Source organism: Bradyrhizobium sp. USDA 3315 (genome assembly GCF_054056795.1).
The window spans coordinates 6727008-6749242 of record NZ_JBSRYP010000001.1 but is presented as its reverse complement, the minus strand read 5'-3'; the positions used below and the strand labels follow the sequence as shown (position 1 = coordinate 6749242).

Here is a 22235-nt window from a genome sequence, read left to right as displayed (position 1 = left end):
AGCTGGGGCGCTACGCCAGCGCCTTCAAGGCCGCCCTGCCCGCGTATTTCGCCTGGGTGCCGAGCTGCTGCTCGATGCGCAGCAGCTGATTGTACTTGGCGGTACGGTCGGAGCGCGCCAGCGAGCCGGTCTTGATCTGCCCGCAATTGGTGGCGACCGCAAGATCGGCGATCGTGGAATCCTCGGTCTCGCCGGAGCGGTGCGACATCACGGCGGTGTAGCCGGCCTTGTAGGCCATCTCGATCGCCGCAAGCGTCTCGGTCAGCGTGCCGATCTGGTTGACCTTGACCAGGATCGAATTGGCGCGGCCGTTCTTGATGCCGTCGGCAAGCCGGGTGACGTTGGTGACAAACAGATCGTCACCGACCAGCTGACACTTCTTGCCGATCGCATCCGTCAGCTCCTTCCAGCCGTCCATGTCGTCCTCCGACATGCCGTCCTCGATGGTGACGATCGGATAGCGGCCGACGAGATCGGCGAGATACTTCACCTGCTCGGAGCGCGAGCGGGTCTTGTTCTCGCCGCCATAGACGTAGGAGCCTTCCTTGAAGAATTCGGTGGAGGCGCAGTCGAGGCCGAGCACGACGTCGTCGCCCGCCTTGTAGCCGGCCTTGCCGATCGCATTCATCACGAACTCGAGGGCGGCGTCGGCCGACGGCAGGTTCGGCGCGAAGCCGCCCTCGTCGCCGACATTGGTGTTGTGGCCGGCCTTCTTCAGCTCGCCGCGCAGCGTGTGGAAGATTTCCGAACCGCAACGTAGCGCCTCGGCGAACGACGTGGCGCCGACCGGCAGGATCATGAACTCCTGGAAGTCGATCGGGTTGTCGGCATGCACGCCGCCATTGATGATGTTCATCATCGGCACCGGCAGCGTCCGCGCCGAGGTGCCGCCGACATAACGATACAGCGGCATGTCGAAGGATTCGGCGGCGGCCTTGGCGCAGGCCAGCGAGACGCCGAGGATGGCGTTGGCCCCGAGCCGGCTCTTGTTCGGCGTGCCGTCGAGCTCGATCATGATCTGGTCGATCGCGACCTGCTCCTCGACCGCCTGGTCGCTGAGCGCCTCGAAGATCTCACCGTTGATGGCGGCGACCGCCTTCTCGACGCCCTTGCCGAGATAGCGCGCCTTGTTGCCGTCGCGCAGTTCCACCGCCTCATGCGCGCCGGTGGAGGCGCCCGACGGCACGGCCGCGCGACCGATTGACCCATCCTCCAGCACCACATCGACCTCGACCGTGGGGTTGCCGCGGCTATCAAGGATTTCGCGGCCGATGATGTCGACGATGTCAGTCATGACGTGCTCTTTCTCGATATGGGGTTGGCTGATGCGCCGCGTCATACACGGCGCGCAAGCAAATGTGAACGGCCCGCCCGCCCGGCCCGTCTGACGGTGCAATGTGGTGGGTTTATGCTGTCGGGATTACCTTCGCGTGCTGGCCCATTGTTTCACGAAGCCGGGATAACGCAATGAACCGTCGCCAGTTTCTCGCCTCCACCACTGCCGCGATTTTGACCAAGAGAGCGCAGGCGCAGGATGCCCAGACGCCGTTCCGGGTGAAATATTTCAACGTCGACGCCGGGACCGGCCTGCACGATGTCACGCCGGCGCCCGATGGCACCGTCTGGTTCACGGGCCAGCGCAGCGGTGCGCTGGGCCGGCTCAATCCGCGCGACAGTGCGTTCAAGCTGGTCAGCCTCGGCAAGGGTGCGGCCCCGCACGGCGTCACGATCGGCCCCGACGGCGCGCCATGGGTAACCGAGGGCGGGCAGAATGCGATCGCCCGCGTCGACCCCGGCGACCACAAGGTGACGCTGTTCCGCCTGCCTGAGAAAGCCGCTGACGCCAATCTCAATACCGGCGTGTTCGACAAGCGCGGCGTCTACTGGTTCACCGGCCAGTCCGGCTTCTACGGCCGGCTCGATCCGAAATCCGGTGAGATGAAGGTGTTCGAGGCACCGCGCGGCGTCGGCCCCTACGGCATCACCGTGACCCCAAACGGCGACATCTGGTACGCCTCGCTTGCCGGCAGCTATATCGCACGGATTGACCTTGCGACCGGCAACGCCAGCGTGGCCCAGCCGCCGACGCCGAAACAGGGCGCGCGACGGGTGTGGTCGGATTCGCGGGGGCGGATCTGGGTCAGCGAATGGAACAGCGGCAACGTGTCGGTGCACGATCCCGCCGACGGGACGTGGAGGGCCTGGAAGCTGCCCGGCAGCAATCCACGGACCTATGCCGTCTATGTCGACGACAAGGACAAGGTCTGGCTCACCGATTTCTCGGCCAACGCGATCATGCGCTTCGATCCGGTGGGCGCGACCTTCAACGCCTTTCCGAGCGACCGCGCCGGCGCGAATGTCCGGCAACTCGATGGCCGGCCCGGCGAGGTCTGGGGCTGTGAATCCGGCCAAGACCGCTTGGTCCTGATCCAGACTGCCGCGCCCGCGTAGCACCCTGCCCCCGCACGCGGACGGTTGACGAACCGCCCGCTTCCGTTCATTTCGGCCGCTCCCACAAGGATGAGGCCCATGGCGAAGAAAACCCTGCAACTCGGCCGTGCCGTCGCGTGGCCGGATAGCCCGGACAAGGCGGTGCTCGACCGCGTCCCCAATCCGCAGGCCGGCACGGATTATCTGGTGCGCTTCGCTATCCCGGAATTCACCTCGGTCTGCCCGATCACCGGCCAGCCGGACTTCGCCCATCTGGTGCTCGACTATGTGCCGGGCCGATGGCTCCTGGAATCTAAGTCGCTGAAACTCTATGCGGCGAGCTTCCGCAATCACGGCGCCTTCCACGAGGATTGCACCGTCATGATCGGCAAGCGCATCTCGGACGAGATCAAGCCGAAATGGCTGCGCATCGGCGGCTATTGGTATCCGCGTGGCGGTATCCCGATCGACGTGTTCTTTCAGACCGGCCGACTGCCGAAAGGCGTCTGGGTTCCCGATCAGGGCGTCGCGCCCTATCGAGGCCGGGGCTGATCCGGCGTCTCAATAGGCGCTCAGCAGATCGACCTTGGCATTGGCGAGGATGAGGCGGCGCGCCAGCAGTGCGGAAAGATTGCGCATGATCTTCATCGAAATCTGCGGGTGGAGCTGACGATAGTCGGCAAAGCTGTCGATCGGTAGCTCGAGGCATTTGACCGGCGTGTCCGCCCAGACGTCGGCGCTGCGGTGGCTCTCGATGATCGCCATCTCGCCGAACTCCATCCCCGGCCCGAGGGAGGCAAGCCGCACGCCGCTCGGCAGCTTCACGCTCACCATCCCGCTTTGCAGGAAGAACAACGAATTGGCCGGCTCGCCGGCCACGACGATGCGTTGGCCGGCGTCGTAGCGGCGCGGCGTCGAGAGTTCGGCGAGCGCAGCGATCTCCTCGGGCGCGAGATCGGCCAAGAGCGCCTGCTCGCCGAGATGGGCGGTCTCCTTGGTCTCGGTGAAGCCGCCATAGCGGTAGATCAGTTGATCCTCGGCCCATTCAACGGCGTCGTCGAGCAGCGGAAAATGCCGCAACCGCTTCGGCTCTTCGATCTGCGCGCGGATCGTGGCCCAGACCGGCGACGTCGTCTCGACACCGGAGATGATCGTGGTGACACCGGAATTTCCGAGCGTGGCGATTTTCTCAGCCAGCAGCTGGGCGCCGGCTGCCGTGATGTCGGGCACGCGGTGGAAATCTAGGATCAGCAGCGGCGCGCCGGGCGGCTCGCTGGACAGCCGGCGAGTGACGTAGTCGATCGACGCGAAGTTGAGCGCCCCCACCAGCTCGATGACGCGGGTGTCACTGTGGCGGTCATCGAGGATCTGCTGTTCGTGCGGCTGGCGGCTGCGGCGGGAGGTGATGCCGAAGATGTCGTAGTCGGCGATGATGCAGGTGCGGACGTCGCCGCTGCGGTTGAGCATATGCAGATCAAATCGCGCCGACAGCGCCTCGCAAACCTTCAGGCCTCGCACGCTGTTGAAGTGCCCATCGAGCAGCGGCGAAAAGGTGCCGAGCCCCAATTGCGACGGGAGCGCTGCGACGATGCCGCCGCCGACCCCACTCTTGGCGGGCATTCCGACGCGATAGATCCACTCGCCGGCATAGTCGTACATGCCCGAGCTCGTCATCACCGACAGCGTGCGCGCGACGACATGCGGCGTCACCACCTGGACGCCGGTGACCGGATTGACGCCGCGATTGGCGAGCGTTGCGGCCATCACCGCGAGGTCGCGCGCGGTGACGAGAATTGCGCATTGCCGGAAATAGACATCGAGCACGGCATCGACGCCGTCCTGCAGCACGAGGTAGTTGCGCAGCAGCCAGGCGATCGCGCGATTGCGGTTGCCGGTCGCCGTCTCCGACGCATGGACCGCGTCGTCGACGTCGAGTTCGCGGCCGGCAAACTGGCCGAGCTTGTCCCGGATGCGCTCGAATGCGGCGCGGCCATCGACCTCGTGGATCAGCCCGGAGCAGGCAATCGCGCCGGCGTTGACCATCGGATTGAACGGCTTGTTGTCGTTGGTCAGCCGGATGGAGTTGAATGCCTCACCGCTCGGCTCGACGCCGATCGCCGACGCGACGCGCGCTTCGCCGACGAGATCGAGGGCCAGCGCAAACACGAACGCCTTCGAAACGGACTGGATGGTGAAAGGAGCGGCGCTGTCGCCGACTTCGTAGACATGGCCATCGATGGTGACGAGGCTGATGCCGAAATGCGCCGGGTTGGCCCGTTTCAGCTCCGGAATGTAGTCGGCGAGCGCGCCGGAATTGTCCGATTTGAATTCTTGGTGGCAGGAGGCCAGAAAACGTTGAAGTGGAGGCTCGGTGCCATATCCCGTTGTCCTGACGTCCGCATTCCCTCGAATAGGCCAGCCAGTCTGGACGTCCACGCTCTCACCTCAAATGGCGAGAAATAAGCAATCCTCATGCCATGCGCGGTCGTCCGAACGCTGCTGCGACATGCGTCATCCTGACGCTGCACCCCGCTTCCCTGCTTGTTGTGTCTGCCACCGCCGGTGGGCCCGTGGACGCCTAGGTTGTCTGCGCATCGGCGGGCCTGGTCTGCCGCAGAAACCGCGCGCAGATAAAGCCGAGCACGACCATCACGGCGGCGGCTGACACCAACGTCGCGGTCTTGCCGACGTGTTGCAGGCCGAAGCCGTAAGCGATCGGGCCGACGGTCTGGCCCATGAAGAAGAAGAACGAGTGCAGCGACAGCGCGGTGGCGCGCGCTTCGACCGACAGCTCGCTGGCGAACACCTGCAGGCAGCCGTGGATCATGTAGAAGCCGAGGCCCATCACCAGGAGGCCCGCCATCTGCAGCTTCCAGTGCGGCCCGAAGGCGACGCCGACCAATTGGATTGCAACCAGCGTCGCGCCGACGACCATCATGCCCCTCACCCCGATCCACGGCAGCAGGCGCGACACCGTCAGCGTGTAGAGCAATCCGCCGATCGCAAAGCCTGCGATCACGATGCCGGCGATCGACAGCGAGGTCTCGCCGAGCTCGAACAGGAACGAGGCGATGAAGGGAAACAGCCCGAGCACGCAGCAGCCTTCGATGAAGACCGCCGAGTAACAGATGCGGGCATTCGGATTGGTGAAGATGGTGCGATAACCGTGGCGAAGCGCCTTCAGGCTAGTGCGCGGCGGACGGTTCAGCGCGGCGCCGCGGAAGCCGGAGGCAACCGCCAGCGCGACGATGATCACGAGGCCGCCGAGAACCGCGAGCACGCCGCGCCAGCCGAGGAAGTCGCCGATCAGGCCGGATGCCGTGGCACCGAGCAGATTGCCGGTCATCGAGCCCGCCAGCGTTCGCCCGATCGCGAGCTGCCGCTTATCCGGACCGACCAGATCGCTGGTCAGCGACAGCGCCACCGGAAACACGCCGCCCGAGCCGACGCCGGCAAGGATGCGGGTCACGAACAGCATCGGAAACGAGGTCGAGAGCGCGCCGAGAATGTTGGCGACGCCGAGCAGTCCGAGGCAGATCGTCATCAGCCGCGCCTTGCCGAACAGGTCGGCAGCGGCGCCGATCGCCGGCTGCACCGCGGCAAAGGTAAAGGCGAACACCGCGGCAAAGCTCGCCGCCGTCGCGATGCTGACGCCGAAATCCTCAGCGACATGCGGCAGAACCGGATCCAGCGCGCGCACCGACAGGCTCGCTGCGAAGGTCGCCAGCGTGATCACGTTAAGGGCCTGCGGCATGCCGCTGGTTGCGGTCATGTCGTTGTCCGCCGGTCAGGCCGCCGTCTTGGCCAGCGCGTCGAACTGCATCAGCCGCTTGACGAGGGACTCGAAGTCGCGGAGCGGCACCATGTTGGGGCCGTCCGACGGCGCGTGATCCGGATCGGGATGGGTCTCGATGAACACGCCGGCGACGCCGACCGCGACCGCGGCGCGCGCCAGCACCGGCACGAATTCACGCTCACCGCCCGACGAGGTGCCCTTGCCGCCCGGCTGCTGCACCGAATGGGTGGCGTCGAAGATCACAGGCGCGCCGGTGGTGCGCGAAAGAATCGGCAGCGCGCGCATGTCCGAGACCAGCGTGTTGTAGCCGAACGACGCGCCGCGCTCGGTGACCAGCACATTGACGTTGCCGGCGCCGGTGATCTTGCTGACCACATTGGCCATGTCCCACGGCGCCAGGAACTGGCCCTTCTTGACATTGACGACCCTGCCGGTCGCGGCCGCGGCCAGCAAGAGATCGGTCTGCCGGCACAGGAAGGCCGGGATCTGCAGCACGTCGACCGCCTGCGCCACTTCGGCGCATTGGGTCGCCTCATGCACGTCGGTCAGCACCGGCAGCCCGAGCGAAGACCGGATCTCGGCGAAGATAGGCAGCGCCTGCGCCAATCCGATGCCGCGCGCCGCCGTCGCGCTGGTGCGGTTCGCCTTGTCGAACGAGGTCTTGTACACCAGACCGATCTTGAGCCGCGCCGCGATCTCCTTCAGCGCGGACGCCACTTCAAGCGCGTGCGCGCGGCTCTCGAGCTGGCAGGGACCGGCGATGATCGAAATCGGCAAGGCATTGCCGAATTTGGCCGATCCGACGGCAACGATCGGCGCGGCGGCCTGCGCGGAAACCTGATTGGTCAAAATGCTGCATCCTTTTGCCGGCGACCATGCAGTCCCGCGCGGGACGGATCAAGCCATCCCGCACGATGAGGGGGTTGCGCTGACGCCGTGGGTGCGCCGTGCTAACACAATCCCGCCCAAACAGCGCCTATAAACTGGCGCGGAACAGATTCCCATGAGGAAGCCATGCGCATCCCGCTGATGATCGGAGCCGTCGCCGCCCTGTCGGCGATGTCGGGCCTCGCCTACGGCCAGACCAGCAGCCAGCCCGGGGTCGTCACCAGCGGCGCCACCGGCGTGACCGTCAATGGCAAGCCGGCGGCGCGCAGCGGCGATACCACCAGCAATGGCGGCCCGCTCGTCGAGGGCGTGCCCAACGTCCTGATCAACGGCAAGCCGGCGGTGGTCATGGGCGATCGCACGCATTGCGGCGGCAAGACGACCTCCGGCAGCCACGGCGTCTTCATCAACGGCAAGCCGATGGTGACCCAGGGCGATCAGACCTCGGGCTGCCTGCAATAGCGTCGCTGCAACTTTCCCTCCCCAAGGGACCGAGAAAAGATGCCTCCCCGTCATTGCGAGGAGCTCGCGACAAAATTGCGAAGCAATTTTGCGCTGAAGCGACGAAGCAATCCATCGCTCCGCATATGCAGTACGAATGGATTGCTTCGCTTCGCTCGCAATGACGGGAACATGGCCGCAGCGGGCGTCACTTGACCGACGAAAACGCCGTCGGCACCAGAAGCTGGTTGACGATGGTGAGAACGATCTGGCCGTCCTCCTCGGTCTTGGCGCGTGCGGCGATCCATTCCGGATCGGTCGCGAACGCGGTCCACTTCTTCTCGCGCTCGGCGAGCGATTCCCAGGCCAGCAGATAGGTCAGGTCCTGGTTGGATTCCCCGACCAGCGTCGTGAAGAAACCGGCCTGCCTGATGCCGTGCTTGTCCCAGAGCTTCAGCGTGATGGTCTCGAAGCGCTTGAGCAGCGCCGGCAGCCGTCCCGGCAGGCAGCGATAGACGCGGGTCTCGTAGATCATTGGCAGTCCTCCCAGATTTGTGTGCGGGCGGTTATAGCCAGCGCCTTCCGGACTGTCTTGAGGGGGTGACAACATGGCACCCCTGCTCGCGACAGGCAGCCATTTCCGCAATGTTGTTGCAATGTTACTTGCCCTAAAACCTGCCTTCAGGAGCTGGACCCACAAGGACATGCGGATACTGCTGGTTGAGGATGAGGCCGAAATGGCGGCGGCGCTGTCACAGGCGCTGAAGGGCTACGACATGGTGGTCGACCACGTGCCGAACCTTGCCGAGGCCGAGGAAGCGATCTGTGCCGACGTGCATGGCGCGGTCCTGCTCGACCGCCAGCTTCCGGACGGCGACGGCCTCACGCTGATCCCGAAGCTGCGCGCCAAGGCCGACGGCGTGCCGATCATCGTGCTGACCGCGCGCGGCGATCTCACCGACCGCATCACTGGCCTCGACAGCGGCGCCGACGACTATCTGGCCAAGCCGTTCGCGGTCGAGGAGCTGATGGCGCGGCTGCGCGCCGTGCTGCGCCGCCCCGCCGGCCTGCAGCTCGAGATCATCAGGGCCGGCCGGGTGGCGTTCGATTGCGGCCATCGCGAGGCCAGTGTCGACGGCCGTCCGCTCGAGCTGCCGCGGCGCGAGCTGCTGGTGCTGGAGACGCTGCTGCGCCGCATGGGCCGCACCGTGCTGCGCGCGACGCTGGAGGAAGCGGTCTACAATTTCGAGGACGAGATCCAGTCCAACGCGCTCGACGCGCACGTCTCGCGGTTGCGCCGCAAACTCGCGGACGCCAACGCCGGCGTCGAGATCCACAGCATCCGCGGCGTCGGCTATCTCTTGAAGCAAACGTCATGAGCGAACAGGCCGAGCACTATTGCTTGCGCTCGCAACTGAGCTGGCGGCTGGTGACGCTCCAGGCGCTGCTGCTTGCCATGCTGATCGTTTGCCTGATCAGCGCGTTGTGTGCCACCGGCTTCCTGATCGTTCCGCGCGATGAGGATCATGTGATTTCCATCGTGCAGGGCGCGGTCGCACGCGACGGCAAGGGCGAGCTGATTTTGCGCCCGACGGCCGAACTGCAAAAGCTTCGTGACGACACGCCCGACCTCTGGTTCCTAGTGCGCGACCGGCAAGGCCGATCGCTGACGGAAGGCGCCGTGCCGCCGGAATTTGCCAGGATCGGTGACGCGCTCGACCAGATCAGCCAGGCGCGGCTCGGCTGGCAGATGTTCGAGGATGATCCGCGCAAGCCGCCGGCGCGGCTGAAGCGCGTCAATTCCGACGCCGGCCCCGTGCAGGTGCTCACAGCGACGCAAGGGCCAATGTCGAGCGTCAAGACCGCGCTCGCCACGACGCTGGCATTCCTCGCCATTGCCCTGCCCGGCCTTTTCCTGATGGCATGCGCCACCTTCATCGCGACGCCGATGGTGGTGAAGCGCGCCTTCGCCGGTCTCGATACCACCGCCGACGAAGCGCGCCGCATCGATTTCCGCCAGCGCGGCAGCCGACTGTCGGCGGACCATCTGCCGCTCGAGGTAGCGCCGCTGGTGACCGCCATCAACGATGCGCTGAAACGGCTCGACGACGGCTATTCCCGGCACCAGCGATTCGTCGCCGACGCGGCGCATGAATTGCGCACGCCGATCGCGATCCTCAACACGCGGCTGGAGTCGCTGCCGCCAGGTCCGGAGAAAACCCGCCTGCTCGAGGATTCGGCGCGGCTTGCGACATTGGCCGAGCAACTGCTCGACATCCAGCGCTTCGACCAGTGCCGCAATCCGTTCGTCCGCGTCGATCTCGTCGCGGTCGCACGCAATGTCGCGGCCGACCTTGCGCCGCTCGCGATCGCGGCCGGCTATGAGCTGTCGCTCGATACCGCAACCGATCGCGTCGAGACCTTGGGCGATCGCGCCGCGCTGGAGCGCGCGCTCACCAATCTGGTGCAGAACGCCATCCAGCATGGCGGCCGCCGCGGCACCATCACCATCCATGTCGGCAGCGCCGCGACGATCGACGTATCGGATGAAGGCGACGGCATTCCTCAGGATCAGCGCACGCGGATCTTCGATCCGTTCTATCGGCTCGCGCCGCTCGACCGCGGCGCCGGCCTCGGCCTCAACATGGTGCGCGAGATCGCAAGGCTGCACGGCGGTCACGTCTCCGTGCTCGACGGTCCGAAGGGCGGCGCGTGCTTTCGCCTCACCTTACCGCCGGCGCCGTTCGCGTCGTGACTGCCAAAGCGTTTTCGAGCGAAGCCTGTCCCGTACTCGATGCGGGACGGGCACCGGTTCGTGTGAAGGAAACGCGTCGAAACTAGTGTCCTGAACCAAAAGTTCATGGCATTTTATGCCTTGGCGGGCAGATTGTAAGCGCAGAAGCGTTCGATTGAGCCGAGAATGTCGTCAGCTGATTTGGTCCATCGGAACGGCATTGGGTCAGCGTTGTGATGGTCGATGAAGGAGGCAATCTCGGCCCGTAGCGCCGCCACACTGCGATAGATGCCGCGCCTAATCTTACGCTCGGTGATGAGTGCAAAGAAGCGTTCGACCTGATTGAGCCAGGATGAACTGGTTGGCGTCAGGTGGACGTGCCAGCGCGGCCTCTTTGCCAGCCAGTTGCGGATCAACGGCGTCTTGTGGGTTGCGTAATTGTCCATGACGAGGTGGACGTCCAGATCGTCTGGAACCGCAGCTTCGATCTCATCGAGAAACTTGCGGAACTCTTTGGCACGATGGCGTCCATAGCATTTGCCAATGACCCGGCCGGTTGCGACGTCGAGGGCGGCAAACAGCGAGGTGACGCCATGGCGTTTGTAGTCGTGACTACGGCGCGCCGGCTGGCCAGGTCGCATGGGCAGCATGGGCTGGCTGCGATCCAGCGCCTGGATTTGCGACTTCTCATCGACACACAGTACGATGGCGCGCTCGGGCGGAGCTACGTAAAGGCCGACGATGTCGCGAACCTTGGCGACGAAGTCGGGGTCGGTTGAGAGCTTGAAGGTCTCCAACCGATGCGGCTGCAAGCCGAAAGCGCGCCATATACGCTGTACTGTTGAGACTGACAGCCCGCTGGCCCGCGCCATGCTGCGCGAACTCCAGTGGGTGGCCCCGGGAGGCTGGGTCTCAAGGGTGCGAACGATCACCGCCTCGATCCGGGCATCCTCAATCGTGCGTGGCGTCCCCGATCGCGGCTCGTCCCAAAGACCTTCAAGCCGATGCTCGGAGAACCGCCGCCGCCATTTGCCGACCGTGTCGGGATCGACAGCCAAACGGGCCGCCACGACCTTGCTCTGCTCGCCCTCAGCACAGGCCAGGACGATCCGAGCCCGCAGTGCCAACGCCTGAGCAGTGCTTCGACGCGACGCCAACGATGTCAACTCAGCACGTTCCACCTCATCAAGCTCCAGCGGAGCAAAGCGCCGACCCATCGCCAATCCTCCCCAAATCAGGAGAGTCCGCTATCATCGAGTCGATTTGGAGTCCGCCGAACTTTTGATTCAGGACACTAGTGTCCTGAACCAAAAGTTCATGGCATTTTATGCCTTGGCGGGCAGATTGTAAGCGCAGAAGCGTTCGATTGAGCCGAGAATGTCGTCAGCTGATTTGGTCCATCGGAACGGCATTGGGTCAGCGTTGTGATGGTCGATGAAGGAGGCAATCTCGGCCCGTAGCGCCGCCACACTGCGATAGATGCCGCGCCTAATCTTACGCTCGGTGATGAGTGCAAAGAAGCGTTCGACCTGATTGAGCCAGGATGAACTGGTTGGCGTCAGGTGGACGTGCCAGCGCGGCCTCTTTGCCAGCCAGTTGCGGATCAACGGCGTCTTGTGGGTTGCGTAATTGTCCATGACGAGGTGGACGTCCAGATCGTCTGGAACCGCAGCTTCGATCTCATCGAGAAACTTGCGGAACTCTTTGGCACGATGGCGTCCATAGCATTTGCCAATGACCCGGCCGGTTGCGACGTCGAGGGCGGCAAACAGCGAGGTGACGCCATGGCGTTTGTAGTCGTGACTACGGCGCGCCGGCTGGCCTGGTCGCATGGGCAGCATGGGCTGGCTGCGATCCAGCGCCTGGATTTGCGACTTCTCATCGACACACAGTACGATGGCGCGCTCGGGCGGAGCTACGTAAAGGCCGACGATGTCGCGAACCTTGGCGACAAAGTCGGGGTCGGTTGAGAGCTTGAAGGTCTCCAACCGATGCGGCTGCAAGCCGAAAGCGCGCCATATACGCTGTACTGTTGAGACTGACAGCCCGCTGGCCCGCGCCATGCTGCGCGAACTCCAGTGGGTGGCCCCGGGAGGCTGGGTCTCAAGGGTGCGAACGATCACCGCCTCGATCCGGGCATCCTCAATCGTGCGTGGCGTCCCCGATCGCGGCTCGTCCCAAAGACCTTCAAGCCGATGCTCGGAGAACCGCCGCCGCCATTTGCCGACCGTGTCGGGATCGACAGCCAAACGGGCCGCCACGACCTTGCTCTGCTCGCCCTCAGCACAGGCCAGGACGATCCGAGCCCGCAGCGCCAACGCCTGAGCAGTGCTTCGACGCGACGCCAACGATGTCAACTCAGCACGTTCCACCTCATCAAGCTCCAGCGGAGCAAAGCGCCGACCCATCGCCAATCCTCCCCAAATCAGGAGAGTCCGCTATCATCGAGTCGATTTGGAGTCCGCCGAACTTTTGATTCAGGACACTAGAGTCCATTCCGATTCAATCGGAACGGGGCTCTCGCGCAATGTTGTCGCAATGCAGCTCCCGCAAACAAGGCGTCACGCTTCGCATCTGAGTCGAAGCGCCGCGACACTTTGCTGGGAATCCCAATGTCACATGATCTGCTGTCTTTCTTCACGGCCTGGATGGCGGCCCCCGGCCGCGTCGGCGCCATCGCGCCGTCGGGCGCCGCGCTCGCCGAACTGATCACGCGCGACATCAGCGCCGACACCGGCCCGGTGCTCGAGCTCGGTCCGGGCACGGGCGCGTTCACCTATCAGCTGTTGAAGCGCGGCGTGCGCCAGCAGGATCTGACGCTGATCGAATACGGCTCGGATTTCATGCGGCTGTTGCAGCTGCGCTTTCCCGGTGCGCGGGTGCTGTGGATGGACGCGGCGCGCCTCGCCTCGGAGCGGCTCTACGATGGCGCGCCGGTTGGCGCCGTCGTCAGCGGACTGCCGCTGCTCAACATGTCGCCGCGCAAGGTCATCTCGATCGTCGGCGGCGCGTTCAGCTATCTGCGTCCCGGCGGCGCGTTCTATCAATTCACCTACGGCATGCGCTGCCCGGTGCCGCGGCCGATCCTCGACCGGCTCGGCCTGCGCGCCACGCTGATCGACCGCGCCATCCTCAACGTGCCGCCGGCCGCGGTCTACCGGCTGACGCGACGTCCGCAATACAAGCTGATGACGCGCGACGGTACGCCGGCGGCTGGTGCAAACGTTTCACCGATCAAGAAAGAACGCCGGACCAGCGAGGACTGCGCCGTGTAACGGCGCAGCGGACGGCCGCTTGTTTAGACCAGCCGGCTCTGCTTCGCTGCCGCCTCGATGAACGACGCGAAGAGGGGATGCGGTTCAAAGGGCCGCGACTTCAGCTCGGGATGGAACTGGACGCCGATGAACCAGGGATGGTCCTCGTACTCCACGATCTCCGGCAGCACGCCGTCGGGCGACATGCCGGAGAAACGCAGGCCGTGCTGCTCGAGGCGGTCCTTGTAGGCGGTGTTGACCTCGTAGCGATGGCGGTGCCGCTCGGAGATCTCGGTCGCGCCGCCATAGACCTGCGAGACGCGGCTGCCGCGGTTGAGCGCCGCGGGATAGGCCCCGAGCCGCATCGTGCCGCCGAGATCGCCGCTCTGCGAGCGCTTCTCGAGCTCGTTGCCGCGCAGCCATTCCGTCATCAGGCCGACCAGCGGCTCCTTGGTCGGGCCGAACTCGGTCGAGTTGGCGTCCTCGATGCCGACCAGATTGCGCGCCGCCTCGATCACCGCCATCTGCATGCCGAAGCAGATGCCGAAATACGGCACGTCACGCTCGCGCGCGAACTGCGCCGCGCGGATCTTGCCCTCGGCGCCGCGCTGGCCGAAGCCGCCGGGCACCAGGATGCCGTTGACGTGCTCGAGGAACGGCGCCGGGTCCTCGTTCTCGAACACCTCGCTCTCGATCCAATCGAGATTGACCTTCACCTTGTTGGCGATGCCGCCGTGCGACAGCGCCTCGATCAGCGATTTGTAGGCGTCCTTCATGCCGGTGTATTTGCCGACGATGGCGATCGTCACCGCACCTTCCGGATTGCGGACGCGCTCGTTGATGACGTGCCAGCTCTGCAGCGCCGGCGGAATCTTCGCGGTGATGCCGAACGCGGCCAGCACCTCGTCGTCGAGGCCGGCGGCGTGATAGGCCTCCGGCACGGCGTAGATGTTGTCGACGTCGCGCGCCTCGATCACGGCGCTCTCGCGCACGTTGCAGAACAGGCCGAGCTTGCGCCGCTCCTCCTTGGGAATCTCGCGGTCGGTGCGGCACAGCAGGATGTCCGGCTGGATGCCGATCGAGCGCAGCTCCTTCACCGAGTGCTGCGTCGGCTTTGTCTTGAGTTCGCCGGCACTTGGAATGTACGGCAGAAGCGTCAGGTGAATGTAGACGGCGTGATCGCGCGGCAGCTCGTTCTTGAGCTGGCGGATCGCCTCGAAGAACGGCAGGCCCTCGATGTCGCCGACGGTACCGCCGATCTCGACCAGCACGAAATCGAACTCGTCGTTACCCGACAGCACGAATTCCTTGATCGCATTGGTGACGTGCGGAACCACCTGGATAGTGGCGCCGAGATAATCGCCGCGGCGCTCCTTGGTGATGATGTCCTGGTAGATTCGCCCGGTCGTGATGTTGTCGGCCTTGGTGGCCGGACGACCGGTGAAGCGCTCGTAATGGCCGAGATCGAGATCGGTCTCGGCGCCGTCGTCGGTCACGAACACTTCGCCGTGCTGATACGGCGACATCGTTCCGGGATCGAGGTTGAGGTAGGGATCGAGCTTGCGAAGGCGGACTTTGTAGCCCCTGGCCTGCAGCAGAGCGCCGAGCGCCGCTGAAGCCAGACCCTTGCCGAGCGAGGAGACCACGCCGCCGGTGATGAATATGTACCGCGCCATGGGACTTTACCTTTAATCCGACTCCGGCGATTCGCAAAACGAATCGGCTGTTCCCGGCAAACAATTCGCCGGGCTGTGGGTTGCATCAAACTGGAAGCGATTTCAGAGCATTGATGGGGGTTTCTGATGCAGGATGCCAGCGGGGCATCCTGCATGGCCACCCTGCTTTATTGCGACCGTGGCGCCTGCGGGCCGCTCGGGGCCTGCTGCCCCTGCTGCTCGTCGGCCTTCTTCAGCGAATCGAGGATGCCACCCGAGGTCGGCGCGTTCATCGGCGTGCCGCCGGCCGGCTGCGTCTGCGCCGGTGTGCCGGTGCCGACGATCGAGCTCGGCTTGCGGTCGTAGCCCGCGTACCAGGACAGGAACAGGCTGGTCACGAAGAAGCCCACCGCGAGGATCGCCGTGGTTCGCGTCAGCAAATTAGCGGTGCCGCGGCTCGACATGAAGCCGGCGCCGCCTCCCATGCCAAGGCCACCGCCTTCCGATTTCTGCAACAGCACGGCGCCGATCATGACGGCGACAATCATGAGGTGGACAATGATAACGACAGTCTGCATCGCAAGCCTTCCGTGACAAGCCGCCAAGCGGCCAGACAAACGGCGCTATCGGCTCTACGGTTTTCGTGAAGTCGCGCCCTGTTACACGATTGCACCGGGCATTGTCACCCCCGAGATAGTCGCACTGTCGACGATCACAAGCGGCGCCGATGGCGGCCCGGCCGGGCCTTGCCGGCAATCGGCAATTTCTACTATAGTAGACAAATGGATACTTTGGTAGACGATCTGAGCCAACGCCTGGCGCAGCGGATCAGGCTCGAGCGCGATGGCCGGGGCTGGTCGCTGGCCGACCTCGCCGAACGCGCTGGCGTCTCGAAGGCCACGATCAGCAAGATCGAGCGCGCCGAGGTCAGCCCCACCGCGGTCGTGCTGGTGCGCCTCGCCTCAGCGTTCGATCTCACTCTGGCCGGCCTGATGTTGCGCGCCGAAGGCCAGGGCGAACGGCTGTCGCGCGCCGCCGCGCAACCGGCCTGGCGTGATCCGGAAACCGGCTATCTGCGCCGCCAGGTGTTCAGCCGTCCCGACCATCCGGTCGAGCTGGTGCGGGTCGAGCTGCCGCCGAAGCAGACCGTGACCCTGCCCGCCTCCTCCTACGCGCATATCCGCCAACTGGTCTGGGTGCTCAGCGGCAGCCTCGTCATCACCGAAGGCGGCGCACGCCACGTGCTCGCCGCCGGCGATTGCCTCGGATTCGGCCCGCCGGCAGAGACGACCTTCGCCAACGAGACCAACGCCTCCTGCACCTATGTGGTCGCCCTGGCCCGGAGCTGATGCATGCCGCAGTTTTCGATCAAGCCACTCGCCGATGAGCCCGGGATTCGCAGCGCGCTCAGCGAATTGTTGATCGAGACCGTCGCCAGCGGCGGCTCGGTGAGCTTCATGCATCCGCTGTCGCCGGATGACGCCGATGCATTCTGGCAGGACTCGCTCGGCGCCGCCACGCGTGGCGAGCGCATCGTGCTCGGTGCATTCACCGGCAATGATCTGATCGGCACCGTGACGCTTCTGCTCAACCTGCCGCCCAACCAGCCGCATCGGGCGGAAATTGCAAAGATGATGACACGCGTCGCCCATCGCCATCGCGGCGTCGCGACGGAATTGATGCGCACGGTCGAGCAGCTTGCGATCGCGCACGGCCGCACGCTGCTGGTGCTCGACACCGCCGAAGAGGATGGCGCCGCGCCACTCTATGAAGGACTGGGATTTCAGCTCACCGGCATCATCCCCGACTACGCGCTGAAGCCGCATGGCGGCCTCACCGGGACGATGATCTACTGGAAGCGGATCGGGGCGGCGGCAGCCTGAATCCGTAGCCAAGCAGAGATGCCGATGGCAACTGTCTGCGCAACACTGCCAATCCCATCACCCTGAGGAGCGCCAACGGGTCCGCGCAAAGCGCGGCCCGATGACAGGCTCCGCGCGTCTCGAAGGGTCGACGGCCACCAGCTGGGCCGTCGATCCTTCGAGACGGCCGCGTTGCGGCCTCCTCAGAGCCTGACTGAAAAATGGGTGAGTGATCTCAGTGGGGTGTGATTCCATCGGATTTGCAAAGATTCGAGGGAGAGCACGATGCCCTGGACCAAGATCACTCGGGAGCAATATCGGCGGGACGATCTGCGTTATGCAAGCGATATGACCGATGCGGAGTGGGCGCTGATCAGACGCCTGTTGCCGCGAGCGAACCGGCGCGGCCGGCCGCGTAAGACGGAGCTGCGTCGTGTGATCGAAGCGATCCTCTATATCGTTTCGACCGGCTGCCAGTGGCGGGCGTTGCCGCAGGAGTTCCCGCCCTATTCGACGGTGCAGGGCTATTTTTATAGATGGCGGGATACAGGCCGGTGGCAGAGGATTGTCAGCGTGCTTGTCCGACGGGCGCGAAAAAAGCTTGGACGGACACCGAAGCCGACGGCAGCCGTGATCGACAGTCAAAGTGCGCCGACCACCCAAGCTGGCGGACCGCGCGGCTACGATGCAGGCAAGCGCATCTACGGCCGCAAGCGGCATATCGTGACGGATACCAATGGCCTCCTCCTCGGGGTTCATGTTCATCCGGCCAACGTTCAGGACTGCCATGGCGCCGTACCGCTGCTGAAGAACGTGCGGATGAACTTCCCCCGGCTGCGCCACGTCTTTGCCGACCGGGTCTACCGCGGAAATCAACTCCTCGACGCGCTCTCAGACTGCGGTCCATGGACTGTCGAGATCGTCGAGCGGCCTCAAGGCGTCAAAGGCTTCCAGCTTCTGCCGAGGCGGTGGGTGGTTGAACGCACATTCGCTTGGTTCGGCAGATGCCGCCGCCTCGCCAAGGACTTCGAGGCGACGGTGGCAACCGAAGCTGCCTGGCTGCTGATTGCACACATCAGGCTCCTGACCCGCAGACTCGCGGCTGCAGCTAAGGTTGGGTGATTTATGAGTCAGACTCTCAGGATGACGGTGTGAGAGCTCGGTGCGAAAGGGGCAGCCCTAACACCCCGCAGCGATCGCCAAAAAGTCCGACGCCTTCAGGCTGGCGCCGCCGACCAGGGCGCCGTTGACGTTGGCGACCGCCATCAGCTCGGCCGCGTTCGACGGCTTGACCGAGCCGCCATAGAGGATCCTGATCCTGTTTCCCTCGCCCTTGAAGCGATCGGTGAGCTGACCTCGGATAAACCTATGAATTTCCTCGACATCCTTGGCGGTCGGGGTCAGGCCGGTGCCGATCGCCCAGACCGGCTCATAGGCCACCACCAGGTTGGCCGCGGTCGAGCCGTCGGGCAGCGAGCCCGCAAGCTGGGTACCGCAGACATCGAGCGTCTTGCCGGCGTCGCGCTGCTCGCGCGTCTCGCCGATGCAGACGATCGCGGTCAACCCGGCGCGCCAGACGGCCTCCGCCTTCTGCCGAATCAAGGCGTCGGTCTCGCCGTGGTCAGCGCGCCGCTCGGAATGGCCGACGATGATCGCGACCGCGCCGAGATCCCTGAACATCTCCGCCGAGAGATCGCCGGTGTGGGCGCCCGATGCCTTGGGATGGCAATCCTGGGCGCCGACCGCGACCTTCGAGCCGCGTGCCTTATCGGCGAACGCCCCGACCAATGTCGCGGGCGGACAGACCAGGAGATCAGCTTTCCCGGCGACATCGCCGGCGCCGGCCAGCATCGCGTCGAACTCGGCAAAAGAGGATTTCAGGCCGTTCATTTTCCAGTTGCCGGCGATCAGCGGCCGGATGGCGTCGGTCATGTCGGATTTTCCCATCGTTCAAGCGTGTCCCTGCGCTATCAGAGCCGGGCGGCGACTTCCAGAGCGCGGCTTCGCGCACACCGTGCGACGCTTCCGCCCGCGCGGCCAAGGTTGCGGGGGCGCTTCGGCCACTTTATGATGGGTTTTCAACCCGGTGACGCCCTGCTGCGGGACAAAAGCCTCGACTTTCGGCTCCCCATTGGGCACGACCCGGTTCCCCTCCTGCAAAACAAGTTGGACCCATGCTTCGAGGAATGCGGAAAGCCTCATCAAACTGGCTCGGCAAGACGATTATGGCCGTGGTGATGGGCGTTTTGATCGTCAGTTTCGGAATTTGGGGCATTGCCGACATTTTCAAGGGGTTTGGCCAGTCGACCTTCGCCAAGGTGGGCGGGACCGAGATTTCGGCCGAGCAGTTCCGCCAGATCTATACCGACCGCCTGCAGCAGCTTGGCCGTCAGTTCGGCCGCCCGCTGACGCCGGACCAGGCGCGCGCCTTCGGCATTGACCGCCAGGTGCTGCAGCAGACGCTTGCGGAAGCCGCGATGGACGAGGAAGCACGCCGCATGGGCCTCAACGTGTCCGACGCCGAGGTGCTGCGCGCGATCTACAACGATCCGAACTTCAAGGGCCTCAACAACCAGTTCGACCCGCAGCGTTTCCAGGCCGTGATCCGCAACTATGGCTATACCGAAGGCCGCTACATCGCCGAGCAGCGCCGCGTTGGCCTCAGGCGGCAGATCGCCGGCACCATCTCGTCCGGGATCGAGCCGTCGAAATCGCTGGTCGAGGCGCTGACCCGGTTCCAGAACGAGCAGCGTTCGATCGACTACATCACGCTCGGCGCCGCGCAGGCCGGCACCATCGATCCGCCCTCGCCCGAGGCGCTCGCCGCCTATTTCGAGGACCACAAGGCCCAGTTCCGCGCGCCCGAATACCGCAAGATCTCCTTCGTCGCCATCACGCCCGAGGAAATCGGCAAGTGGGAAACGGTGTCGGACGAGGACGCCAGGAAGATCTTCGAGGAGCGCAAGGACCGGCTCAGCACGCCGGAGAAGCGCGAGGTCTCGCAGATCGTGTTTCCGGACGCCGGCGAGGCGCAGGCCGCGCGCGGGCGGATTGCGTCGGGCACGTCGTTCGACGACATCGCCAAGGAGCGCAACCTCAATCTGGCCGACGTCAATCTCGGGCTGGTCGCGAAGTCGGCGATCCTCGATCCGGCCGTCGCCGATGCCGCCTTCTCCCTGGCCGCCGGCGAAGTCAGCCAGCCGGTGCAGGGCCGCTTCGGCGTCGCGCTGGTCAAGGTCGGCAAGGTCGAGCCCGGCGCGACCCCGAGCTATGAGAGCCTCGCCCAGCAGGTGAAGAACGAGATCGCCTCCGAGCGCGCCCGCACCAAGGTCGCCGACCTGCGCGACAAGATGGAAGACGAGCGCGGCGGCGGCGCCAGCGTCGTCGAAGCCGCACAGAAACTGAAGCTGACGCCCGTCACCATTGACGCGGTCGATCGCTCCGGGCGGCTGCCGAACGGCCAGGTCGCGACCAACATCCCGCGCGGCCTCGACGTGGTGTCGCAGGCCTTCAACAGCGACGTCGGCGTCGACAACGACCCGATCCAGTTCAACGGCGGCTATGTCTGGTACGACGTGCTCGGCATCACGCCGTCGCGCGAGCGCAGCCTCGACGAGGTTCGCGATCAGGTCGAGGCCAAGTGGCGCGAAGACCAGATCTCCACCAAGCTGCGCGCCAAGGCGACCGAGATCGTCCAGAAGCTCGACAGCGGCGCCAAGCTCGCCGACGAAGCCGCCGCTGCCGGCGTCAAGGTCGAAACCGCGGCGAATTTCAACCGCGAGGCCTCGCTGCCTGCCGTGCCGGCAGGCGTGATTGCGGCCGCATTCCGGACCGCCAAGGACGGCGATGGACAGACCTCCGTCGCCGGCGGCAGCCAGTGGGTGGTCTTCCGCGTCACCAACGTGACGGTGCCGCCGGTCGACTTCGCGTCGGACGCGGCCAAGCAGCTCACCGAGGCGCTGCGGCGGTCGCTCAGCGACGAGCAGGTCGCGCAATATGTCACGAAGATCGAGTCCGATATCGGCGTGACCATCAACCAGGCAGCCTTCGCACAGGTGACAGGCGCAAATAATTGAGCATGATCGGGACAGCGCGACGACGCGCTGCGCGGCGATCAAGCTCCAACAACAGACCCTGAGCCAGCGAATGGACGACCTGAAATCGATCATCGGAAAAGTCGCCACCGGCGCCACGCTGACGCGTGAAGAGGCCGCGTCCGCCTTCGACAGCATGATGTCGGGCGAAGCCACGCCCTCGCAGATGGGCGGGCTATTGATGGCGCTGCGGGTGCGCGGCGAGACCGTCGAGGAGATCACCGGCGCCGTCACCGCGATGCGCGGCAAGATGCTGCCGGTCACGGCGCCGGCGGAGGCCATCGACATCGTCGGCACCGGCGGCGACGGCTCCGGCTCGGTCAACGTCTCGACCTGCGCGGCCTTCATCGTGGCCGGCGCCGGCGTGCCTGTGGCGAAGCACGGCAACCGCGCATTGTCGTCGCGTTCGGGCGCCGCCGACGTGCTGGCCTCGCTCGGCGTCAAGCTCGATTTGACGCCCGAACAGGTGGGGCGCTGCGTCAAGGAAGCCGGCATCGGCTTCATGTTCGCGCCCGCGCATCATCCGGCGATGAAGAATGTCGGTCCGACCCGGGTCGAGCTCGCCACCCGCACCATCTTCAACCTGCTCGGCCCGCTGTCGAACCCGGCCGGCGTCAAGCGGCAGATGGTCGGCGTGTTCTCCCGCCAATGGGTGCAGCCGCTGGCGCAGGTGCTGAAGAACCTCGGCTCCGACAAGGTCTGGGTCGTGCATGGCTCCGACGGCCTCGACGAGATCACCCTCACCGGCCCGACCTTCGTTGCGACGCTCGAGAACGGCGAGATCAGGACATCAGAGGTCACGCCCGAGGATGCCGGCCTTGGCCGCGTCGGCGGCGAGGCGCTGAAGGGCGGTGACGCCGATGCCAACGCGATCGCACTCTCCAGCGTGCTGCAGGGCAAGCCGAGCGCCTATCGCGACGTCGCCCTGCTCAACGCCGCCGCCGCGCTGATCGTGGCCGGCCGCGCCAAGGACCTCAAGGAAGGCGTCGCGATCGGCGCGCAGTCGCTCGACAGCGGCGCTGCCGCCGCGCGGCTGAAGCATCTGGTCGCGGTTTCGAACGGTTAAGCAAGGCGCTAAGCG

At 65.2% G+C, this 22235-nt stretch carries 21 protein-coding genes; 11 read left to right on the top strand and 10 right to left on the bottom strand.

The genetic code is table 11. The features are described from left to right. Positions 1–10 precede the first annotated feature (10 nt). On the bottom strand, positions 11–1294 hold the full coding sequence (eno, locus tag ACVIYL_RS31640) for a phosphopyruvate hydratase (RefSeq protein WP_057016595.1): 1284 nt from the start codon (positions 1292–1294) through the stop codon (positions 11–13). Between the two features lie 173 nt (positions 1295–1467). On the opposite strand from eno, the gene ACVIYL_RS31635 reads away from it, so the two are divergent. Beyond that, positions 1468–2451 (top strand): Vgb family protein, encoded by a 984-nt coding sequence (locus ACVIYL_RS31635; RefSeq protein ID WP_456780470.1) that lies wholly within the window; start codon positions 1468–1470, stop codon positions 2449–2451. 69 nt (positions 2452–2520) lie between these two features. Beyond that, the gene (gene queF, locus ACVIYL_RS31630) at positions 2521–2982 is read left to right on the top strand and encodes a preQ(1) synthase (RefSeq protein WP_092083871.1); all 462 of its coding nucleotides are present in this window, start codon (positions 2521–2523) and stop codon (positions 2980–2982) included. 9 nt (positions 2983–2991) lie between these two features. Here queF and glsA read toward each other — a convergent pair whose 3' ends face one another. The 3 genes from glsA to kdsA form a co-directional block, all read right to left on the bottom strand. After that, positions 2992–4842, bottom strand: a complete 1851-nt coding sequence (glsA, locus tag ACVIYL_RS31625) for a glutaminase A (protein WP_456781907.1) — start codon at positions 4840–4842, stop codon at positions 2992–2994. 166 nt (positions 4843–5008) lie between these two features. After that, entirely contained in the window at positions 5009–6202 is a 1194-nt protein-coding gene (locus ACVIYL_RS31620; RefSeq protein WP_456780469.1) for an MFS transporter, read from the bottom strand. Positions 6203–6217: 15 nt separating this feature from the next. Further along, entirely contained in the window at positions 6218–7075 is an 858-nt protein-coding gene (gene kdsA, locus ACVIYL_RS31615) for a 3-deoxy-8-phosphooctulonate synthase (protein WP_456780468.1), read from the bottom strand. Between the two features lie 165 nt (positions 7076–7240). Between kdsA and ACVIYL_RS31610 the strand changes: the two genes are divergently transcribed. Then, positions 7241–7576: a PAAR domain-containing protein gene (locus ACVIYL_RS31610; protein ID WP_456780467.1), complete on the top strand. Its 336-nt coding sequence runs from the start codon at positions 7241–7243 to the stop codon at positions 7574–7576. A gap of 187 nt (positions 7577–7763) precedes the next feature. Here the strand turns inward: ACVIYL_RS31610 and ACVIYL_RS31605 are convergent, their stop codons facing one another. Beyond that, the gene (locus ACVIYL_RS31605; RefSeq protein ID WP_456780466.1) at positions 7764–8090 is read right to left on the bottom strand and encodes an NIPSNAP family protein; all 327 of its coding nucleotides are present in this window, start codon (positions 8088–8090) and stop codon (positions 7764–7766) included. 169 nt (positions 8091–8259) lie between these two features. Between ACVIYL_RS31605 and ACVIYL_RS31600 the strand changes: the two genes are divergently transcribed. Both ACVIYL_RS31600 and ACVIYL_RS31595 read left to right on the top strand, forming a co-directional pair. Continuing rightward, positions 8260–8934, top strand: coding sequence for a response regulator (locus ACVIYL_RS31600; RefSeq protein WP_141342680.1), 675 nt, complete (start codon positions 8260–8262; stop codon positions 8932–8934). Further along, positions 8931–10310, top strand: a complete 1380-nt coding sequence (locus tag ACVIYL_RS31595) for a sensor histidine kinase (protein ID WP_057016526.1) — start codon at positions 8931–8933, stop codon at positions 10308–10310. The genes ACVIYL_RS31600 and ACVIYL_RS31595 overlap by 4 nt, the downstream gene beginning before the upstream one ends. Before the next feature lie 113 nt (positions 10311–10423). Here the strand turns inward: ACVIYL_RS31595 and ACVIYL_RS31590 are convergent, their stop codons facing one another. Beyond that, entirely contained in the window at positions 10424–11506 is a 1083-nt protein-coding gene (locus ACVIYL_RS31590; protein WP_253604297.1) for an IS630 family transposase, read from the bottom strand. Positions 11507–11614: 108 nt separating this feature from the next. Further along, positions 11615–12697, bottom strand: a complete 1083-nt coding sequence (locus ACVIYL_RS31585) for an IS630 family transposase (RefSeq protein ID WP_253604297.1) — start codon at positions 12695–12697, stop codon at positions 11615–11617. A gap of 204 nt (positions 12698–12901) precedes the next feature. On the opposite strand from ACVIYL_RS31585, the gene ACVIYL_RS31580 reads away from it, so the two are divergent. Next, a complete protein-coding gene (locus ACVIYL_RS31580) occupies positions 12902–13564 on the top strand; it encodes a class I SAM-dependent methyltransferase (RefSeq protein WP_456780465.1) in 663 nt (220 codons plus the stop codon). A 23-nt stretch (positions 13565–13587) separates the two neighbouring features. On the opposite strand, the gene ACVIYL_RS31575 is transcribed toward ACVIYL_RS31580, so the two are convergent. Both ACVIYL_RS31575 and secG read right to left on the bottom strand, forming a co-directional pair. Continuing rightward, the gene (locus tag ACVIYL_RS31575) at positions 13588–15219 is read right to left on the bottom strand and encodes a CTP synthase (RefSeq protein WP_057016524.1); all 1632 of its coding nucleotides are present in this window, start codon (positions 15217–15219) and stop codon (positions 13588–13590) included. A 167-nt stretch (positions 15220–15386) separates the two neighbouring features. Next, on the bottom strand, positions 15387–15776 hold the full coding sequence (gene secG, locus ACVIYL_RS31570; protein ID WP_456780464.1) for a preprotein translocase subunit SecG: 390 nt from the start codon (positions 15774–15776) through the stop codon (positions 15387–15389). 204 nt (positions 15777–15980) lie between these two features. Here secG and ACVIYL_RS31565 point away from each other — a divergent pair, with 204 nt between their 5' ends. The 3 genes from ACVIYL_RS31565 to ACVIYL_RS31555 all read left to right on the top strand — a co-directional run bounded on the left by ACVIYL_RS31565 (position 15981) and on the right by ACVIYL_RS31555 (position 18182). Further along, entirely contained in the window at positions 15981–16547 is a 567-nt protein-coding gene (locus ACVIYL_RS31565; RefSeq protein ID WP_456780463.1) for a helix-turn-helix domain-containing protein, read from the top strand. Between the two features lie 3 nt (positions 16548–16550). Then, complete coding sequence (locus ACVIYL_RS31560; RefSeq protein WP_456780462.1) at positions 16551–17081, top strand: GNAT family N-acetyltransferase; 531 nt, start codon at positions 16551–16553, stop codon at positions 17079–17081. Between the two features lie 264 nt (positions 17082–17345). Then, a complete protein-coding gene (locus ACVIYL_RS31555) occupies positions 17346–18182 on the top strand; it encodes an IS5 family transposase (RefSeq protein ID WP_253608194.1) in 837 nt (278 codons plus the stop codon). Between the two features lie 57 nt (positions 18183–18239). Here ACVIYL_RS31555 and tpiA read toward each other — a convergent pair whose 3' ends face one another. Then, on the bottom strand, positions 18240–18992 hold the full coding sequence (tpiA, locus tag ACVIYL_RS31550) for a triose-phosphate isomerase (RefSeq protein WP_456780461.1): 753 nt from the start codon (positions 18990–18992) through the stop codon (positions 18240–18242). Between the two features lie 242 nt (positions 18993–19234). Between tpiA and ACVIYL_RS31545 the strand changes: the two genes are divergently transcribed. Then, complete coding sequence (locus ACVIYL_RS31545; RefSeq protein WP_438071760.1) at positions 19235–21136, top strand: SurA N-terminal domain-containing protein; 1902 nt, start codon at positions 19235–19237, stop codon at positions 21134–21136. Positions 21137–21206: 70 nt separating this feature from the next. Next, the gene (gene trpD, locus ACVIYL_RS31540) at positions 21207–22220 is read left to right on the top strand and encodes an anthranilate phosphoribosyltransferase (RefSeq protein WP_456780460.1); all 1014 of its coding nucleotides are present in this window, start codon (positions 21207–21209) and stop codon (positions 22218–22220) included. Positions 22221–22235: the final 15 nt, after the last annotated feature.

Excerpts from the sequence above, each read along its gene's own strand:
- eno (WP_057016595.1), bottom strand. The coding sequence starts at position 1,294 with ATGACTGACATCGTCGACATCATCGGCCGCGAAATCCTTGATAGCCGC.
- ACVIYL_RS31635 (WP_456780470.1), top strand. The coding sequence starts at position 1,468 with ATGAACCGTCGCCAGTTTCTCGCCTCCACCACTGCCGCGATTTTGACC.
- queF (WP_092083871.1), top strand. The coding sequence starts at position 2,521 with ATGAGGCCCATGGCGAAGAAAACCCTGCAACTCGGCCGTGCCGTCGCG.
- ACVIYL_RS31620 (WP_456780469.1), bottom strand. The coding sequence starts at position 6,202 with ATGACCGCAACCAGCGGCATGCCGCAGGCCCTTAACGTGATCACGCTG.
- ACVIYL_RS31610 (WP_456780467.1), top strand. The coding sequence starts at position 7,241 with ATGCGCATCCCGCTGATGATCGGAGCCGTCGCCGCCCTGTCGGCGATG.
- ACVIYL_RS31605 (WP_456780466.1), bottom strand. The coding sequence starts at position 8,090 with ATGATCTACGAGACCCGCGTCTATCGCTGCCTGCCGGGACGGCTGCCG.
- ACVIYL_RS31600 (WP_141342680.1), top strand. The coding sequence starts at position 8,260 with ATGCGGATACTGCTGGTTGAGGATGAGGCCGAAATGGCGGCGGCGCTG.
- ACVIYL_RS31595 (WP_057016526.1), top strand. The coding sequence starts at position 8,931 with ATGAGCGAACAGGCCGAGCACTATTGCTTGCGCTCGCAACTGAGCTGG.
- ACVIYL_RS31590 (WP_253604297.1), bottom strand. The coding sequence starts at position 11,506 with ATGGGTCGGCGCTTTGCTCCGCTGGAGCTTGATGAGGTGGAACGTGCT.
- ACVIYL_RS31585 (WP_253604297.1), bottom strand. The coding sequence starts at position 12,697 with ATGGGTCGGCGCTTTGCTCCGCTGGAGCTTGATGAGGTGGAACGTGCT.
- ACVIYL_RS31580 (WP_456780465.1), top strand. The coding sequence starts at position 12,902 with ATGTCACATGATCTGCTGTCTTTCTTCACGGCCTGGATGGCGGCCCCC.
- ACVIYL_RS31575 (WP_057016524.1), bottom strand. The coding sequence starts at position 15,219 with ATGGCGCGGTACATATTCATCACCGGCGGCGTGGTCTCCTCGCTCGGC.
- secG (WP_456780464.1), bottom strand. The coding sequence starts at position 15,776 with ATGCAGACTGTCGTTATCATTGTCCACCTCATGATTGTCGCCGTCATG.
- ACVIYL_RS31565 (WP_456780463.1), top strand. The coding sequence starts at position 15,981 with ATGGATACTTTGGTAGACGATCTGAGCCAACGCCTGGCGCAGCGGATC.
- ACVIYL_RS31560 (WP_456780462.1), top strand. The coding sequence starts at position 16,551 with ATGCCGCAGTTTTCGATCAAGCCACTCGCCGATGAGCCCGGGATTCGC.
- ACVIYL_RS31555 (WP_253608194.1), top strand. The coding sequence starts at position 17,346 with ATGCCCTGGACCAAGATCACTCGGGAGCAATATCGGCGGGACGATCTG.
- tpiA (WP_456780461.1), bottom strand. The coding sequence starts at position 18,992 with ATGACCGACGCCATCCGGCCGCTGATCGCCGGCAACTGGAAAATGAAC.
- ACVIYL_RS31545 (WP_438071760.1), top strand. The coding sequence starts at position 19,235 with ATGCTTCGAGGAATGCGGAAAGCCTCATCAAACTGGCTCGGCAAGACG.
- trpD (WP_456780460.1), top strand. The coding sequence starts at position 21,207 with ATGGACGACCTGAAATCGATCATCGGAAAAGTCGCCACCGGCGCCACG.